15 protein-coding genes are annotated in these 16,966 nt (G+C 73.1%); 8 read left to right on the top strand and 7 right to left on the bottom strand.

All coding sequences use genetic code 11. The features are described 5' to 3' along the window. Window positions 1–7: 7 nt before the first annotated feature. Window positions 8–1,210 (bottom strand): bifunctional adenosylcobinamide kinase/adenosylcobinamide-phosphate guanylyltransferase, encoded by a 1,203-nt coding sequence (locus AB0424_RS05430; RefSeq protein WP_366302434.1) that lies wholly within the window; start codon window positions 1,208–1,210, stop codon window positions 8–10. A gap of 91 nt (window positions 1,211–1,301) precedes the next feature. On the opposite strand from AB0424_RS05430, the gene AB0424_RS05425 reads away from it, so the two are divergent. Next, a complete protein-coding gene (locus AB0424_RS05425; protein WP_366302433.1) occupies window positions 1,302–1,508 on the top strand; it encodes a hypothetical protein in 207 nt (68 codons plus the stop codon). A 224-nt stretch (window positions 1,509–1,732) separates the two neighbouring features. Here the strand turns inward: AB0424_RS05425 and AB0424_RS05420 are convergent, their stop codons facing one another. Continuing rightward, window positions 1,733–2,509: a methyltransferase domain-containing protein gene (locus AB0424_RS05420; protein ID WP_366302674.1), complete on the bottom strand. Its 777-nt coding sequence runs from the start codon at window positions 2,507–2,509 to the stop codon at window positions 1,733–1,735. Window positions 2,510–2,589: 80 nt separating this feature from the next. Continuing rightward, window positions 2,590–3,195 carry a DUF3043 domain-containing protein gene (locus AB0424_RS05415; protein ID WP_366302432.1) on the bottom strand — a complete coding sequence of 202 codons (606 nt, stop codon included), beginning with the start codon at window positions 3,193–3,195 and terminating at the stop codon, window positions 2,590–2,592. Between the two features lie 272 nt (window positions 3,196–3,467). Here AB0424_RS05415 and AB0424_RS05410 point away from each other — a divergent pair, with 272 nt between their 5' ends. From AB0424_RS05410 to AB0424_RS05390, 5 genes are all read left to right on the top strand, one after another. Further along, window positions 3,468–4,262 (top strand): PspA/IM30 family protein, encoded by a 795-nt coding sequence (locus AB0424_RS05410; RefSeq protein WP_017238869.1) that lies wholly within the window; start codon window positions 3,468–3,470, stop codon window positions 4,260–4,262. Window positions 4,263–4,293: 31 nt separating this feature from the next. After that, window positions 4,294–4,572, top strand: a complete 279-nt coding sequence (locus AB0424_RS05405) for a hypothetical protein (protein WP_366302431.1) — start codon at window positions 4,294–4,296, stop codon at window positions 4,570–4,572. A 153-nt stretch (window positions 4,573–4,725) separates the two neighbouring features. Further along, window positions 4,726–5,964 carry a sensor histidine kinase gene (locus AB0424_RS05400; protein WP_366302430.1) on the top strand — a complete coding sequence of 413 codons (1,239 nt, stop codon included), beginning with the start codon at window positions 4,726–4,728 and terminating at the stop codon, window positions 5,962–5,964. Next, complete coding sequence (locus AB0424_RS05395) at window positions 5,961–6,656, top strand: response regulator transcription factor (protein WP_366302429.1); 696 nt, start codon at window positions 5,961–5,963, stop codon at window positions 6,654–6,656. Before AB0424_RS05400 ends, AB0424_RS05395 begins: the two co-directional genes overlap by 4 nt. 187 nt (window positions 6,657–6,843) lie before the next feature. Further along, window positions 6,844–9,993, top strand: a complete 3,150-nt coding sequence (locus AB0424_RS05390; RefSeq protein ID WP_366302428.1) for an efflux RND transporter permease subunit — start codon at window positions 6,844–6,846, stop codon at window positions 9,991–9,993. Between the two features lie 116 nt (window positions 9,994–10,109). Here the strand turns inward: AB0424_RS05390 and nadA are convergent, their stop codons facing one another. Further along, window positions 10,110–11,288 carry a quinolinate synthase NadA gene (gene nadA / locus AB0424_RS05385; RefSeq protein WP_366302427.1) on the bottom strand — a complete coding sequence of 393 codons (1,179 nt, stop codon included), beginning with the start codon at window positions 11,286–11,288 and terminating at the stop codon, window positions 10,110–10,112. A 247-nt stretch (window positions 11,289–11,535) separates the two neighbouring features. On the opposite strand from nadA, the gene AB0424_RS05380 reads away from it, so the two are divergent. Next, window positions 11,536–11,892, top strand: coding sequence for an iron-sulfur cluster assembly accessory protein (locus AB0424_RS05380; RefSeq protein WP_015033024.1), 357 nt, complete (start codon window positions 11,536–11,538; stop codon window positions 11,890–11,892). A 73-nt stretch (window positions 11,893–11,965) separates the two neighbouring features. On the opposite strand, the gene AB0424_RS05375 is transcribed toward AB0424_RS05380, so the two are convergent. Then, window positions 11,966–13,453 carry a hypothetical protein gene (locus AB0424_RS05375; protein ID WP_366302426.1) on the bottom strand — a complete coding sequence of 496 codons (1,488 nt, stop codon included), beginning with the start codon at window positions 13,451–13,453 and terminating at the stop codon, window positions 11,966–11,968. A 66-nt stretch (window positions 13,454–13,519) separates the two neighbouring features. After that, complete coding sequence (locus AB0424_RS05370) at window positions 13,520–13,726, bottom strand: hypothetical protein (protein WP_366302425.1); 207 nt, start codon at window positions 13,724–13,726, stop codon at window positions 13,520–13,522. 130 nt (window positions 13,727–13,856) lie between these two features. On the opposite strand from AB0424_RS05370, the gene AB0424_RS05365 reads away from it, so the two are divergent. Further along, window positions 13,857–14,831, top strand: coding sequence for a carbohydrate kinase family protein (locus tag AB0424_RS05365; RefSeq protein WP_366302424.1), 975 nt, complete (start codon window positions 13,857–13,859; stop codon window positions 14,829–14,831). A 370-nt stretch (window positions 14,832–15,201) separates the two neighbouring features. Here AB0424_RS05365 and AB0424_RS05360 read toward each other — a convergent pair whose 3' ends face one another. Further along, on the bottom strand, window positions 15,202–16,590 hold the full coding sequence (locus tag AB0424_RS05360; protein ID WP_366302423.1) for an aminotransferase class V-fold PLP-dependent enzyme: 1,389 nt from the start codon (window positions 16,588–16,590) through the stop codon (window positions 15,202–15,204). Between the last annotated feature and the right edge of the window lie 376 nt (window positions 16,591–16,966).

Genomic DNA, 16,966 nt, shown 5'->3' with positions numbered 1-16,966 from the left:
TCGCACCCTACCCGCGCAGCACCAGGGGCTGACCGGCGACCACCAGGACGACCTGCTCGCACTCGTCGGCGAAGGCCGCGTTCAGCCGCCCCAGTTCGTCCCGGAAGCGACGCCCCGACGCGGTGCCCGGCACCACCCCCGACCCCACCTCGTTCGTCACCGCGACGACCGTGCGGCGCGTCGCCCGCACCGCCGCCACCAGCTCCGCCGTCCTCTCCCGCAGCGACGTCTGCCCGCCCGACGCCCACCGCTCGTCGTCCCAGGCGTCCACCCGGTCCATGGCGTCCGTCAGCCACAGCGACAGGCAGTCGACCAGCAGCGCGGGCCCCTCCCCGGCCAGCAGCGGGACGAGGTCGCAGGTCTCGGCGGTACGCCAGGAACCGGGCCGCCGCTCCCGGTGCAGCCCGACCCGCTGGGCCCACTCCGCGTCGCCCTCGCGTGTCCCGCCGGTCGCCACGTACAGCACCTCGGGAAAGGTCTCCAGGCGCCGCTCGGCCTCGACCGACTTGCCCGACCGGGCCCCGCCGGTCACCAGCGTCCGCCGCGGCACGTCCGGCACCTCGTGGTAGTCGCCCACGTACAGCGTCGTCCCGTCCGGCACCGCCCGCGCCCCGGCCGCCGCGAGCCGCCGGTCCAGCTCGGCCCCGGTCGGGACGTCGTGGTCCAGGTGGGCCGCGATCACCTCGGTGGCCGGCCCGACCGCCCCGGTCGCCCGGAGCCGGGCCAGCGCGTCCGGGCGCCCCGTCACATCGCCGATCACCATGTCGTACGGCACCCGGTGGTCCTCCGGGAGGCCCGCCGGAGCGCCGCCGGGCGGCAGGTACAGCAGCCGCTCGCCGTCCGCCGACGTCACCTCGTACCCGGTGCCGGGCGAGTCCATCGACACCGCCCGCACGGTGTGTCCGCTGATCAGCGTCAACTCCCGTCCGTCCGGCACCCGGCCCGCCGTCGGCAGCCCCGCGGGCACCTCCACCGCCGGCCCGTCGTGCGGATGCGAGAGCAGGACCTGTCGCACGCCCACGAGCGAGTGCCCCGAGCGGGCCGCCGCCAGCGCGGCCCCCGGGGTCAGGTCGAGCAGCAGAGCCCCGTCCACCAGCAGCGCGGTCGCGGCCCGCGCACGGGTACCGCGGGAGAGCGCGCACACCGCGCAGGGGCATTCGGGGCGGGGGAGCCCGAGCGGGGCTCCGGTGCCGAGCAGAGTCAGTTCCACCCTCAGATCCTCCCGCGCCGCCGCGAGGCGTGCGCGCCCGGCTACGCTGCGGGCAGGAAACCGATCATCCGGTGAGCTCCAGGAGGCGGACATGGCATGGACGTGGCGGTTCGAGAAGTCCGACGGCACACAGGTCGAGCCGGTGGTGACCCCCGAGGAGTTCACCACCCAGGGCGACGCCGAGAGCTGGATCGGCGAGCACTGGCGTGACCTCCTCGGCGGCGGCGCCGACCAGGTGACCCTCTCCGAGGACGGCACCAAGATCTACGGCCCCATGCCCCTGGACGCGGAAGGCTAGAAGTCCCTCCGCTTCGGGCACGACCCGGAACGGACGGGCCCGAGCGCCCGGAGGCCGGCGGGGGGCCGGGGAAGCCCGCGCCCCCTGTCGCGGACCGTGGTGCGGGCGCCGTCCGCGGACACGACGGGAAGAAGCCCGGTCCGCACGACGGGAGGAATCCCCGTCCGCACGACGAGAAGAAGCCCCGTCCGAAGTGCTCGGACCGGGCTTCGACAAGACACCCCCTAGCCCCGCCGCACCCCGCAGAGGTGCAGCAGCGCCGCGATGCGTCGGTACGGTTCGGTGCGCCCGGCCCGGTCCTCGGCGGCGAGCAGCCGCTCCAGCTCCTCGGCGGCCGGCAGGCCCGCCCCGGCGGGGAGGCCGTCGGTGAAGACCCGCACGCCGTACCAGGCGTGCAGCGGCGCCGCGATCCCCGCGAGCGTCGCCGTCAGCGCGTCGAGCCGGTCTGCCCGCGTCTTCACGCCGTTGTCGTCGGTCATGACATCGCTGTCGAAGCCCGCGAGGGCCCCCGACCAGTCACCCGCGAGGCCCGGGCGCATGGCGAGGGCCTCGGCGTTGCGGACCACCAGGGAGAGCAGACCGCCGGGAGCCAGCATCCGGGCCAGCCCCGCGAGCAGCGCGTCCGGCTCGTCCGCGTACATGAGGACGCCGTGGCAGAGGACCACGTCGAAACTGCCGGGCAGGAAGTGGACGCCGGTCTCGCGCCCGTCGCCCTCGATCATCCGGACCCGCTCGCGGATGCCCGCGGGTTCCGTCGCCAGCGACTCGCGGGCCGCCTTGAGGAGCTCGGGGTCGGCCTCCAGACCGGTCACGGTGTGCCCGGCCCGGGCGAGGCGCAGCGCCTGTGCGCCCTGCCCCATGCCCGCGTCGAGGATCCTCAGCCGTTGACCCACCGGGTAGCGGCCGGATATCTGCTCGTCGAGCTGGCGGGCGACGATCTCCTGGCGGATGGTGTCGCGCAGGCCGCCGAGCCCGGTGGGCTGGGCGACGGCGGGCAGCACCGGGCCGCCCGCCTGCCAGGTCACCACGGCGGAACCACCCTCGCCGAGGGTGGTTCCGCCGTGCTCCGAGCTGTCGGCGCTCAGGGCCGCTCTCCGCGCTTGACCTGCGGCTTCGGAAGTCGCAGGCGGCGCATCTGAAGCGTCCGCATGAGGCCGTAGGCGATCGCGCCGCGCTTCGGCTCGTTCGGGAAGCGCTCGTTCAGCTGCTTGCGCAGCCGGATCCAGATGCCGACCGAGTCGATGACGATCAGGACGATCACACCGAGCCAGAGCAGCAGGGAGATGTTCTGGAGACCGCGGTTGGCGTTGCCGAAGAGCGACAGCACGAGGATCACCACGGCCATCGGCAGGAAGAACTCGGCGATCGCGAACCGGGAGTCGACGAAGTCGCGCACGAAGCGGCGGACCGGACCCTTGTCGCGGGCCGGCAGGTAACGCTCGTCGCCACTGGCCAGCGCCTCGCGCTGACGGGCCAGGTCGGAGCGGCGTGCCTCGCGCTGGCGCTTGGCGGCCTCCTTGCGGTCGGTCGGCACCGACGCGGCGCGTCGGCGCTGGGTCTGCGCGTCACTCCGCTTCGGGGTCGGGCGGCCCTTGGGGGCCTCGGGGTCGCGGGGCTGCTTGGTGGAGAGGTCCGCCGTCACCTTGTCGGTGGGGGCCTTCTCGTCCTTCGAACGGCTACGGAACACAAAACCCAAGGGTACGGGGTGGTGGGCATGGACCCCAGCTCGGGCGGGAACGATCCGCTAACGGACTGCGTCCTGGGGGGTACGTACGGAGGACGAAGAGGGTCTCCCCCGAGATCCGTCTCCACCCTGGGCCTGAGGAACACCGGGCGCAGTCGTCCTTGGGGAGGAGCGCATCCCGCTCCGAACAGTGCGGTAATGGAGACAGGGCCCGTACTGTGGATCCTGTTGGAGAGCTGGAGCCGAAGTCCGTCAGAAGGGGGCGCGCGAAGCCCATGAGCGGTGTCATGAAGCGTATGGGGATGATCTTCCGCGCGAAGGCGAACAAGGCCCTTGACCGGGCCGAGGATCCGCGCGAGACGCTCGATTACTCCTACCAGAAGCAGCTGGAGCTGCTGCAGAAGGTGCGGCGCGGCGTCGCCGACGTCGCCACCTCCCGCAAGCGGCTCGAACTCCAGCTGAACCAGCTGCAGGGCCAGTCCGCCAAGCTGGAGGACCAGGGCCGCAAGGCCCTCGCCCTCGGCCGCGAGGACCTGGCGCGCGAGGCACTGTCCCGCCGCGCCGCGCTCCAGCAGCAGGTCAGCGACCTTGAGGTGCAGCACCAGACGCTGCAGGGCGAGGAGGAGAAGCTCACCCTCGCCGCCCAGCGCCTCCAGGCCAAGGTCGACGCCTTCCGCACCAAGAAGGAGACGATCAAGGCGACGTACACGGCGGCCCAGGCACAGACCCGGATCGCCGAGTCCTTCTCCGGCATCTCGGAGGAGATGAGCGACGTCGGCCTGGCGATCCAGCGGGCCGAGGACAAGACCGCACAGCTCCAGGCGCGCGCCGGCGCGATCGACGAGCTGCTCGCCTCGGGCGCCCTGGACGACCAGTCCGGGCTCGCCAAGGACGACATCCAGGCCGAGCTCGACCGCCTCTCCGGCGGCACGGACGTCGAGCTGGAGCTCCAGCGCATGAAGGCCGAGCTGGCCGGCGGCCCGTCGGCGCAGCAGCAGGCCATCGAGGGCGGCGGCGCCGCCGCTCCGCAGGACCGCACCCAGCAGTCCCACCCGCGCTTCGAGAAGTAGCGACCGCCGACGGCGACAGACAGGACGCGTCATGATCGTACGGATCATGGGGGAGGGCCAGTGGAAGCTGGCCGACAGTCGACTCGCCGAGCTGAACAAGCTCGACGACGAGCTGCTGACCGAGATGGAGTCGGGGGACACGGAGGGTTTCCGGCGCACGCTGGGAGCCCTGCTCGACGCCGTGCGGCGGCTCGGCGAGCCACTCCCGGACGACGCCCTCGAACCCTCGGAGCTGATCCTCCCGGCTCCGGACGCGAGCCTGGAGGAGGTCCGGGAGATGCTCTCCGACGACGGCCTCATCCCGGGCTGACCCCTTCGCGCCCCGCCCTCCGCCCCGCCGGCCCCGCCACCCTCCGAGGTGACGGGGCCGCCGCGTCCCCGGCGGCCGCCGGTCCGGCGCCCGCGGGCGCGTGCCTCCGGGCCCCGTACCCCCGTCGCCGCGCGCCCCGTACCGTGGTGCCCCGTGACCCCCACCGGCTCCGCCACCGGGACCCCGTACGTCCGCGTCCGTGACGGGTTCCGCGCGCACCCCCTGGCCTTCGACGCCGTGCTCGCCCTCGGCGTGCTCGTCTCCATGATCGCCGGATCGTTCACCGACCCCCACGGAAGTCCGGACGGACCGACCTTCGGCGACCACTCGCCGGACCTGTGGAGCGTCCTGATCATGGTCTTCGGGGCGGCCTCGCTGGTGCTGCGCCGCCGCAACCCGTTCGCCGTGCTCTGCTTCACGGTCACGATCAGCCTCTTCGAACTGGTCAGCGACAACCGGCCGGCACCGATCGCCATGAGCGCCGTCGTCGCGCTCTTCACGGTCGCCGCCCGCACCGACCGCCCCACCACCTGGCGGGTCGGCCTCGTCACCATGGCCGTGCTCACCGCCGCCGCCATGGCCTTCGGCCCGACGCACTGGTACGCCCAGGACAACCTGGGCGTCTTCGCCTGGACCGGCATGGCCGCCGCGGCCGGGGACGCCGTCCGCAGCCGCCGGGCCTTCGTCGACGCGATACGGGAGAGGGCCGAGCGCGCCGAACGCACCCGCGAGGAGGAGGCGGGCCGCCGGGTCGCCGAGGAGCGGCTGCGGATCGCCCGCGACCTCCACGACGTCGTCGCTCACCACATCGCCCTGGTGAACGTGCAGGCGGGCGTCGCCGCCCACGTCATGGACAAGCGCCCCGACCAGGCCAAGGAGGCCCTCTCCTACGTCCGCGAGGCGAGCCGCTCCGCCCTCGACGAGCTGCGCGCCACCGTCGGCCTGCTGCGCCAGTCCGGCGACCCCGAGGCGCCCACCGAGCCCGCCCCGGGCCTCGCCGTCCTCGACGGGCTGCTCGACAGCTTCCGCAAGGCGGGCCTCCCGGTCGCCCTCGCCCGCGCCGACGGCGAGAAGCCGCTGCCCGCCACCGTCGACCTGGCCGCGTACCGCATCGTCCAGGAGGCCCTGACCAACGTCCGCAAGCACGCGGGCCCCGACGCCGAGGCCGAGGTGAGCGTCGTCCGGGTCGGCCGGACCGTCGAGATCACCGTCCTCGACAACGGCGCCCCGCCGTCCGGCACCCCCGACGCGTCCGGCGGCCACGGCCTGCTCGGCATGCGCGAGCGGGTCGGCGCGCTCGGCGGCACCCTGACCGCCGCACCCCGGTACGGCGGCGGCTTCCGCGTGCAGGCGATACTGCCGGTGACGTCCCGCACGGGGGAGGACACATGACGATCCGGGTACTGCTCGCCGACGACCAGGCCCTGCTGCGCAGCGCCTTCAAGGTCCTGGTGAACTCCGAGCCGGACATGGAGGTCGTCGGCGAGGCGGCCGACGGCGCCCAGGCCGTCGCCCTCGCCCGCTCCGAGCGCGCCGACGTCGTCCTGATGGACATCCGCATGCCGGGTACGGACGGACTCGCCGCCACCCGCATGATCACCGCCGATCCCGCGCTCGCCGACGTGCGGATCGTCATGCTGACCACCTTCGAGGTCGACGAGTACGTCGTGCAGTCGCTGCGCGCCGGCGCCTCGGGCTTCCTCGGCAAGGGCGCGGAGCCGGAGGAGCTGCTCGGCGCGATCCGGATCGCGCACGCCGGCGAGGCCCTCCTCTCCCCGGCCGCCACCAAGGGGCTGATCGCCAGCTTCCTCGCGCAGGGCGCGGGCGTCGGCGCGGATCCCGGCGGCGAGGGCGGCCGGGCCCGCTCCGAGCGCCTCGCCGCCCTGACCGCCCGCGAGCGCGAGGTCCTGGTCCTCGTCGCGGGCGGCCTGTCGAACGACGAGATCGCCGAGCGGCTCGACGTCAGCCCCCTCACCGTGAAGACCCACGTCAACCGGGCCATGGCGAAGCTGGGCGCCCGCGACCGGGCCCAGCTGGTGGTCACGGCCTACGAATCGGGACTGGTACGTCCGAGGGTGGAGTGAGCGGACGCTCCGGCGTACTCCAGACGCGGTATGCGCCGCGTAAGGATGTGGACCCGGGGGCCGAGGACTTCCGGCCGCGGATGGCAGATCGTATAGGCGGGGGGCGCCTCCGGCCGATCCGGCGGATCCGGGCCGGGGTCTCGGCTGCTCCCGCCTGACGACGAGTACGCCACAGAAGAGAGACCCCATGTCCTGGCTGTCGAGATTCAGCCTCGCGCAAAGGGCCCTGATCGGGCTGATGTCCATCGTCGCGATCGTGTTCGGGGCGATCGCGATCCCGCAGCTGAAGCAGCAGTTGTTCCCCTCGATCGAGCTGCCCGTGGTCTCGGTCCTCGCCCCCTACCAGGGCGCCTCTCCCGATGTGGTCGAGAAGCAGGTCGTCGAGCCGCTGGAGAGCAACCTCAAGGCCGTCGACGGCCTGAAGTCGGTCACCTCCACCGCCTCCGAGGGCATGGCCGTCGTCATGGCCTCCTTCGACTACGGCGACGAGTCGACCAAGCAGCTCGTGGCCGACGTCCAGCAGGCCGTGAACCGCGCCCGCGCGCAGCTGCCCGACTCCGTGGACCCGCAGGTGATCGCCGGTTCCACCGACGACATCCCGACCGTCGTCCTGGCCGCCGCGTCCGACAAGGACCCGCAGGCCCTGGCCGACCAGCTGGAACGGACCGTCGTCCCCGCCCTCGAAGGCATCGAGGGCGTCGGCCAGGTCTCCGTCAGCGGCGTCCAGGACCTCCAGGTCTCCGTCGTCCCCGACGAGCGCAAGCTCGCCGCGGCCGGCCTCAGCTCCATGAAGCTCGCCGAGGTCCTCCGCTCCGGCGGTGCCACCGTCCCGGCCGGCTCCTTCTCCGAGGCGGGCAAGAGCCGCACGATCCAGGTCGGCGGCGGCTACACCTCGCTGCGCCAGATCGAGGACCTGCGCATCCCCGCGGCCGTTCCCGGCAAGGGCAGGGCGGTCCGCCTGGGCGACGTCGCCACCGTCCGGCAGGAGGAGTCGCCCCGCGTCTCCCTCACCCGCACCAACGGCAAGGCCAGCCTGGCCGTCATGGCCACCATGGACAAGGACGGCAGCGCCGTCGCGATCTCCGACGCCGTCGAGGAGAAGCTGCCCGAGCTGCGCCGCGACCTCGGCGCGGGCGCCGAGCTGACCGTCGTCTCCGACCAGGGCCCGGCCGTCGCCAAGGCCGTCTCCGGCCTCACCACGGAGGGCGCGCTCGGCCTGGTCATGGCCGTCCTGGTGATCCTCGTCTTCCTCGCGTCGATCCGCTCGACCCTGGTGACCGCCGTCTCCATCCCGCTCTCGGTCGTCCTGGCCCTGATCGTGCTCTGGACCCGCGACCTCTCGCTGAACATGCTGACGCTCGGCGCGCTCACCATCGCCATCGGCCGGGTCGTCGACGACTCGATCGTGGTCCTGGAGAACATCAAGCGGCACCTGGGCTACGGCGAGGAGCGCCAGAGCGCGATCATCACCGCGGTCCGCGAGGTGGCGGGAGCCGTCACCTCCTCCACCCTCACCACCGTCGCCGTCTTCCTGCCGATCGGCCTGACCGGCGGCATGATCGGCGAGCTGTTCGGCTCCTTCTCGCTGACGGTCACGGCGGCCCTGCTGGCCTCCCTCCTCGTCTCCCTGACCGTCGTCCCGGTGCTGTCGTACTGGTTCCTGCGCGCCCCCAAGGGCACGCCCGACGACCTGGCGGAGGCCCGCAGGCTGGCCGAGGAGAAGGAGGAGAAGAGCCGGCTCCAGCGGATGTACGTGCCGGTCCTGCGCTTCGCGACCCGCCGCCGCCTCACCAGCCTGGCCATCGCGTTCGTCGTCCTGGTCGTCACCTTCGGCATGGCCCCGCTCCTGAAGACGAACTTCTTCGACCAGGGCGAGCAGGAGGTGCTGAGCATCCAGCAGGAGCTGGCGCCCGGCACGAGCCTGAGCGCCTCCGACGAGGCCGCGAAGAAGATCGAGAAGGTCCTCGCGGAGACCGAGGGCGTCAAGGACTACCAGGTCACCGTCGGCTCCTCCGGCTTCATGGCGGCCTTCGGCGGCGGCACCGGCTCCAACCAGGCGTCGTACAAGGTCAGCCTGGAGAACGCCGACACCTACGAGAGGACCCGCGACGCCATCGAGAAGGCGCTCGGCGCCCTCGACGGCATCGGCGACACCACCATCGCCGCCGGCGACGGCTTCGGCAGCCAGGACCTGAGCGTGGTCGTCAAGGCCGCCGACGCGCAGGTCCTCAAGAAGGCGTCCGAGCAGGTCCGCGCGGCGATCGCCGGCATGAAGGACGTCACCGACGTCCAGAGCGACCTCTCCCAGTCCGTCCCGCGCATCTCCGTCCGGGCCAACGAGCGGGCGGCCGACGCCGGCTTCGACTCCGGCTCGCTCGGCATGGTCGTCGCCCAGGCCGTGCGCGGCACCCCGGCCGCCAAGGCGATCCTCGACGACAGCGAGCGGGACGTCCTCATCACCTCGGCCAGGCCGGCCACCACGCTGGCCGAGCTGAAGGCGCTGCCGCTGGGCCCGGTCAGGCTGGGCGACATCGCCACCGTCGAGCTGGTCCCCGGCCCGGTCTCCATGACCCGGATCGACGGCGCGCGCGCCGCCACGATCACGGCCAAGCCGGTCGGCGACAACACCGGTGCCGTGAGCGCCTCGCTCCAGTCGGAGATCGCCGCGCTGGACCTGCCCGAGGGCGCCACCGCCACCATCGGCGGCGTCTCCGAGGACCAGAGCGAGGCATTCCTCAACCTGTTCCTGGCGATGCTCGCGGCCGTCGCGATCGTCTTCATGCTGCTGGTGGCGACCTTCCGGTCGCTGGTCCAGCCGCTGATCCTGCTGGTCTCGATCCCGTTCGCCGCGACCGGCGCCCTCGGCCTGCTGGTGCTCACGGGCACGGCGATGGGCGTCCCGGCGATGATCGGCATGCTGATGCTCATCGGCATCGTCGTCACCAACGCGATCGTCCTGATCGACCTGATCAACCAGTACCGGGCACAGGGGCTCGGGGTCGTCGAAGCGGTGATCGAGGGCGGCCGGCACCGGCTGCGCCCGATCCTGATGACCGCCCTGGCGACCATCTTCGCCCTGCTGCCGATGGCCCTCGGCATCACCGGCGAGGGCGGCTTCATCGCCCAGCCGCTGGCCGTGGTGGTGATCGGCGGTCTGGTCACCTCGACGCTGCTGACCCTGCTGCTCGTCCCGACGCTCTACGCGATGGTGGAGCTCCGCAAGGAGCGCCGCGCGAGGAAGAAGGCGGCGAAGAGGGACGGCGCGGAGATCCCCGAGCAGCCGACCGACGCGAACACCGACACGGACACGTCCCTGCTGGACGCCCTGGACGTCTAGGCCGTCCCCCGCGGGCCGGGCGGGATCAGCAGGAGACGGCCCGGCCCGCCGTCCGTACGCCGAAGGGCGCCCCGCTCCGTGCGGGGCGCCCTTCGGCGTCGTTCGGGGGAGAACCGTTACGGCAGCGCCAGCATCCGCTCCAGCGCGAGCTTGGCGAAGCTCTCCGTCTCCTCGTCGACCCGGATCTGGTTGACGAGGTTGCCCTCGGCCAGCGACTCCAGCGTCCAGACCAGGTGCGGCAGGTCGATGCGGTTCATCGTCGAGCAGAAGCAGACCGTCTTGTCGAGGAAGACGATCTCCTTGTCCTGGTCGGCGAACCGGTTCGCCAGCCGTCGGACGAGGTTCAGCTCCGTGCCGATCGCCCACTTGGAACCGGCCGGGGCGGCCTCCAGGGTGTTGATGATGTACTCGGTCGAGCCCACGTAGTCCGCGGCCGCGACGACCTCGTGGCGGCACTCGGGGTGGACCAGCACGTTCACGCCCGGGATGCGCTCACGGACGTCGTTCACCGAGTCCAGCGAGAACCGGCCGTGCACCGAGCAGTGCCCGCGCCACAGGATCATCTTGGCGGCGCGCAGCTCCTCGACGGTCAGCCCGCCGTTCGGCTTGTGCGGGTTGTAGAGCACGCAGTCGTCCAGGGACATGCCCATGTCGCGGACCGCGGTGTTGCGGCCGAGGTGCTGGTCCGGCAGGAACAGCACCTTCTCGCCCTGCTCGAAGGCCCAGTCCAGGGCGCGCTCGGCGTTGGACGAGGTGCAGATCGTGCCCCCGTGCTTGCCGGTGAACGCCTTGATGTCGGCCGAGGAGTTCATGTACGAGACGGGCACGACCTGGTCGGCCACGCCGGCCTCGGTCAGCACGTCCCAGCACTCGGCGACCTGCTCGGCGGTGGCCATGTCGGCCATGGAGCAGCCGGCGGCCAGGTCGGGCAGGACGACCTTCTGGTCGTCGCCGGTGAGGATGTCGGCCGACTCCGCCATGAAGTGCACACCGCAGAAGACGATGTACTCGGCCTCCGGCTTGGCGGCCGCGTCGCGGGCGAGCTTGAAGGAGTCGCCGGTGACGTCGGCGAACTGGATGACCTCGTCGCGCTGGTAGTGGTGGCCGAGCACGAAGACCTTGTCCCCGAGCTTCTCCTTGGCCGCGCGGGCGCGTTCCACCAGGTCCGGGTCGGAGGGGGACGGCAGATCGCCGGGACACTCCACGCCGCGCTCGCTCTTCGGGTCGGCCTCGCGGCCGAGCAGGAGCAGGGCGAGCGGCGTCGGCTGCACATCCAGGGGCTGGGCGGTGGTCACGTCACGCACCCTTTCATTCGGGTCTTCGGGGGAAACCTTTTCGTCTAAATGACGCTATCTATCATAACCGCTTCACGTCACGTTGACGATGTCCATAGTGTCGATGTGACGAATTCGCCGTCCGCACTCGTGGACATGGTGTGCGAGCATGAAAGGAGAAAGACCACGCTCGCCCCGGAATGAATCCGGGACACCGCCGGTTGCAACCGTCGGCAAGCAGTCTCCGTACACACCGGGAGAGAAGCAGATGTCCGTATCGGACGAGAAGACCACTGTCAGCGACGGCATCCTCCTGTCCGACGCCGCCGCGGCCAAGGTCAAGGCCCTCCTCGACCAGGAAGGCCGCGAGGACCTGGCCCTGCGCGTCGCCGTTCAGCCCGGCGGCTGCTCCGGCCTGCGTTACCAGCTGTTCTTCGACGAGCGTTCGCTCGACGGCGATGTCGTGAAGGACTTCGACGGCGTCAAGGTCGTCACCGACCGCATGAGCGCCCCGTACCTCGGCGGTGCCTCGATCGACTTCGTCGACACCATCGAGAAGCAGGGCTTCACGATCGACAACCCGAACGCCACGGGCTCCTGCGCCTGCGGCGACTCGTTCAGCTAGGACCGCACGCGCATGAGGGCGGCGGCCCGGGATCACCTCCCGGGCCGCCGCCCTCACGCGTGCGCGGGGGACGTCAGCGCCGCGGCACCGGCTGTCCGCTCGCCGCGTCGACCACCGGCCGCGCGTCCAGCGGGGAGTCCAGCGACACCGTCTTCGTGACCTCCACCGCCATGGCGACGCAGACCCGGTCGGGATCGGTCGGCGCCTCCGTGATCCGGACCGTCACCCGCTCCGGGGTCTCCTTCGCCGTCACCGTGTACGTGCTGCACACCCCGCCCCAGAACGTGACCGTCAGCTTCCGGCCGTCGTCCCCGGTCCGGTACGACTCCACCTGGCGGGCCGGCGACGTGCCCTCGTCCGGCGGCGACGGCCGCTCCGGCGGCGCCAGCCGCTCCGGCGCCACCGCGACCTCCGCCACCGTGTACGGCGCCCCGTCCACCGGGTCCGCCGTGAACAGCCACGCCGGCACGAGCACCCGCTCGCCCGCCACGTCACGGGCCGACAGGCCGAAGACCGCCCCCGTCACGGGGACCTGCGTCGGCGCCGCCCGCTCCACGATCGTCTGACACGGCACGGCCGGGTCGGGCTTCCCGCCCCCGTCGACCGGCGGCTCGACCCTGCCGCTGCCGTCGACCGAGGCCGGTGGATCGGTCGCGCAGCCGCCGATACCGATCGGACCGGTGCCCTTCGAGTCCTCGTTCAGCAGGGCGAGCGCCTTCGCCGCCCCCACCACCGGATACGTGGCCCCCTCGGCCGGCTCCTTGAGCATGCCGCTGCCCGCGACCGGCACCCCGTCCGGGCCGATGTGCAGCCCCGTCGACCAGCCGTACGTCGGCAGCCCGCCGACCACCGGGTCGGCGTTGACCACCCGCACGGAACCGTTCATCACCTGGGTGGCGGTCAGCTTCGCGTCGTCCTGGCCGAGCGCCTTCAGGACCGGGGCGGCCGCCGCCTTCGCCGCCGCCTCGCTCAGGGGTGTGCCGCCGCGCGACGGCTTCGCCTCCCCGGGCGGCGGACACGCCTTGCCCTTCAGGCAGGAGTCGCCGACCGGGCCGCCGTCGTACCAGGAGTAGGTCCAGTTCCCCGGTGCCTTGCGCGCCACGTCCAGCCGCGGCCCCGAAGCGTCCTTCTCGGGCCGGATCGTCCACACCTGCCCCTCCAGGGAGGGGCGGCCGGAGATGCCCAGCGCTTCGGCCAGCCTGGTCACCTCCGCCGAGGTGACCAGGCCCTCGGGCCGGTGGACCGCGGCCGAGGAGGGCCCTTGGGGGAGGGGGCCCTTGGCTGTGTAGACGGTCCCGTTCGGGCCGCCGTGCGGGTCCGGCTCACCGGGTGCGATCCCGGCACCGCCACCCGTACCGCCGCTCTCGCCGTCCAGCCGCAGCGGCGGTGGCGGGGCGCCCGCCTCGCCGGACCGGCCGGCCACGGCGTCCGGCGACGCCACGCCGTCCGCCGTCGCGGCCACCGCGAGGTAGACCCCGCCGCCACCGGCGATCAGCACTCCCGCCGCCACCGAGGCGGCGAGGACGTTCCGTCGCCTCCGTACGTTCTCCGTACCGCTCACCGCAACGCTCCCTCGTCTCGATCGGACAGGGGTGGGACGGAGCGGGCGCGCGGACGGTTCCGTCCGTCAGCCGCCGTACTCCGCGGTGGCGGCGATCAGCCGTGCCGAAGCGGCCGGCACGACCACCCCGTGGATCAACGCGGGAGAGACCGGCGCGGGTACGGGGGAGACCGGAGCGACCCAGTGCGGGGCCATCCGGGCGCCGTCTCCGCACAGCTGCGCGAGGCTCAGCTCGGACTCGTGTCGCTCGCGAGGAGCGGGGTACGTGGTCATGGGCGCACCGTATGCACCGCACCACTCCGGAGAAAAGACCTACTCTGGGGTAGTTTCCACTGTTCGGCAGGCGCCGCCCCAGCGGGTAGCGTGAACTGTCATTACCGCCTTCCCGCAGGAGCGCCCCGCCGTGCGTATCGCAGTCACCGGCTCCATCGCCACCGACCACCTCATGACCTTCCCCGGCCGGTTCGCCGACCAGCTCGTGGCCGACCAGCTCCACACGGTGTCCCTGTCCTTCCTCGTGGACAACCTGGACGTGCGCCGGGGAGGCGTCGCCGCCAACATCTGCTTCGGCATGGGCCAGCTCGGCAGCCGCCCCCTCCTGGTCGGCGCCGCCGGCTTCGACTTCGACGAGTACCGCGCCTGGCTCGACCGGCACGGCGTCGACACCACCTCGGTCCGCATCTCCGAGGTCCTGCACACCGCGCGCTTCGTCTGCACCACCGACAAGGACCACAACCAGATCGGCTCCTTCTACACCGGTGCGATGAGCGAGGCCCGGCTGATCGAGCTCAAGGCCGTCGCCGACCGCGTGGGCGGCCTCGACCTGGTCCTCATCGGCGCCGACGACCCCGAGGCGATGCTCCGCCACACCGAGGAGTGCCGCACCCGGTCCATCCCCTTCGCCGCCGACTTCTCCCAGCAGATCGCCCGCATGGACGGCGAGGAGATCCGCACCCTCCTGGACGGCGCCACCTACCTCTTCTCCAACGAGTACGAGAAGGGGCTCATCGAGTCCAAGACCGGCTGGACCGACGCCGAGATCCTCTCCCGCGTCGGCCACCGCATCACCACCCTCGGCTCGCGCGGCGTCCTCATCGAGCGCGTCGGCGAGACCCCCATCGAGGTCGGCTGCGCCGAGGAGAACGCCAAGGTCGACCCCACCGGCGTCGGCGACGCCTTCCGCGCCGGCTTCCTCACCGGCCTCTCCTGGGGCGTCGGTCTGGAGCGCGCGGCCCAGGTCGGCTGCATGCTCGCCACGCTCGTCATCGAGACGCTCGGCACGCAGGAGTACGCGCTCGCCCGCGCCAACTTCCTCGACCGCTTCACCAAGGCATACGGCCACCCCGCCGCCGCCGAAATCCACCCCCACCTCCCGTAAGATACCCCCCACGGGGCCCCGGACACCGGGGTCCCCCCCGTTGTGGGCAATCGTTCCGCTGGGGCGGAACGGGTGGGCACAACGGACGGCGCCCCGTGCCGGGCCTAGGCTTCCGCGCCTGGACCCGCACCGGATGCGCGTGGCACTATGTGTGCGGGCCGGGGCACAGGTGGCGGAGGCGCCCGCCAAGGGCGCCGTCCCGTGTGCCCACCCGTCCCGCCCCAGCGGGACGATTGCCCACACGGGGGAGAGCCCCGGCCCGACCTGCCGCCGCCATCCCCATCCCCGCACCAAGGGCGCGGGCGCACAGGGCGAGGCGCGAGCGCGGTCCCGCCCACCCCAGCCGCAGGCCGAACGCCCCGCCCCCCCCTCAGGCCACGCGCCGTACGACGTACGCGACCCCGCCCCCCGGAGAGACGCGCTCGCCCACGTACTCCTGGCCCCGCATCTCGCACCACGCGGGGATGTCGAGCCGTGCGGCCTCGTCGTCGGAGAGGACGGTGACGGTGGCGCCGAGGGGGACGGTGGGAAAGATCTTGGCGAGCTCGATGACGGGGATGGGGCAGCGGCGGCCGAGCGCGTCGACGACGAGGGGGCCGGCGGCGGGGGCGGCGGCCGGGGAGGGCGCGGCGGGGGCGCCGAGGCGGTCGCGGACGGCGGCGACGACGCGGGGCAGGACGTCGAGGAAGCGGTCGACGTCCTCGGCGGGTGTGCCGACGGGGAGGGAGACCCGGACGTTCCCCTCGCTCAGGACGCCCATCGCGCGCAGCACGTGGCTGGGCGTCAGGGTGGAGCTGGTGCACGAGGAGCCGGACGAAACGGAGAAACCTTCGCGGTCGAGTTCGTGGAGCAGCGTCTCGCCGTCGACGTAGAGGCAGGAGAAGGTGACGAGGTGGGGGAGCCGGCGCACCGGGTCGCCCACCACCTCGACGTCCGGGACGAGCTCGGGCACCCGCGTCCGGATGCGGTCGACGAGACCGCGCAGGCGGGCGCCCTCGGCCTCGGCCTCGGCGCGGACGGCCCGGAGCGAGGCGGCGGCCGCGACGACGGCGGGGAGGTTCTCGAAGCCCGGCGCCCGGCCCGACTCCCGTTCGTCGGTGGGTCCTTGGGGCGCGAACCGGACTCCCTTGCGCACGGCGAGCAGCCCGACCCCGGCGGGCCCGCCCCACTTGTGCGCGCTCGCGGCGAGGAGGGACCAGCCGCCTTCCACGGGCCCCCAGCCGAGGGACTGGGCCGCGTCCACGAGCAGGGGGACGCCCGCGGCCCGGCACGCCTCGGCCACCTCGGCCACCGGCTGCGCGGTTCCCACCTCGTGGTTGGCCGACTGGAGGCAGGCCAGGGCGGTGCCGGGGGCGAGGGCGGCGGCGAAGACGGCCGGGTCCACCGCTCCCGACCGGTCCACGGGCACCTCCGCGACCGTGCCGCCGGCGGCCGCGTGGACCTCGCCGGCGTGCAGGACGGAGGAGTGTTCGACCGCGGACACCACGAGCCGGTCCCCGACACGCCGACGCCCGGCGAGCGCGCCTGAGACCCCCGCGTGAACCGCGCGTGTCCCCGAAGGAGTGAATACGAGCTCGTCCGGACGGCAGCCCACGGCGTCCGCCGCGGCCTCCCGGGCCGCGTCGAGCAGCAGCCGGGCCCGCCGCCCCTCCCGGTAGAGCCGGGCCGGGTCCGCCCACCCCTCGTCGAGGGAGGCCAGCAGCGCCTGGCGGGCGACGGGGTGCAGAGGAGCGGCGGACGCGGCGTCGAAGTACGGCATCCGCCCACGGTAGGCCCTGCCCCCGCCCTCCTCCCCGCCCCACCCGCGCCCGGGCGTCTCCGTCCCCTTCCACCGGCCCGGGCCCCACCCGCCGCCCGCCTTGCCGCGGGCCCGTCCACCGCCCGACCTGCCCCGTGTCCCGCTCGCCACCCGACCCGACCCGACCGACCTGGCTCGGGCCGCCGCTCCGCCGCCCGGCCGGATCCCCCCGGCCACCGACTCCCCCCCCGCCCCTCTCTCCTCACCTCTCCCCGGCCGCCGTCCACCGCCCCCGAACAGCCTCCGGCCACCCCTCCGGGAGTCCGGGGCCCGAGGCGGATGAGGGTGCGTCAGGAGGGGGGTGGGACGCACCGGCAGACGGCCGAACGGACGCGTC

Origin of the sequence: Streptomyces sp. NPDC051180, from assembly GCF_040689545.1 — a bacterium.
In the GTDB taxonomy this organism is placed as follows: domain Bacteria; phylum Actinomycetota; class Actinomycetes; order Streptomycetales; family Streptomycetaceae; genus Streptomyces.
The sequence above is the reverse complement of the archived record's forward strand: the minus strand, read 5'-3'. Positions and strand labels throughout refer to the sequence as shown.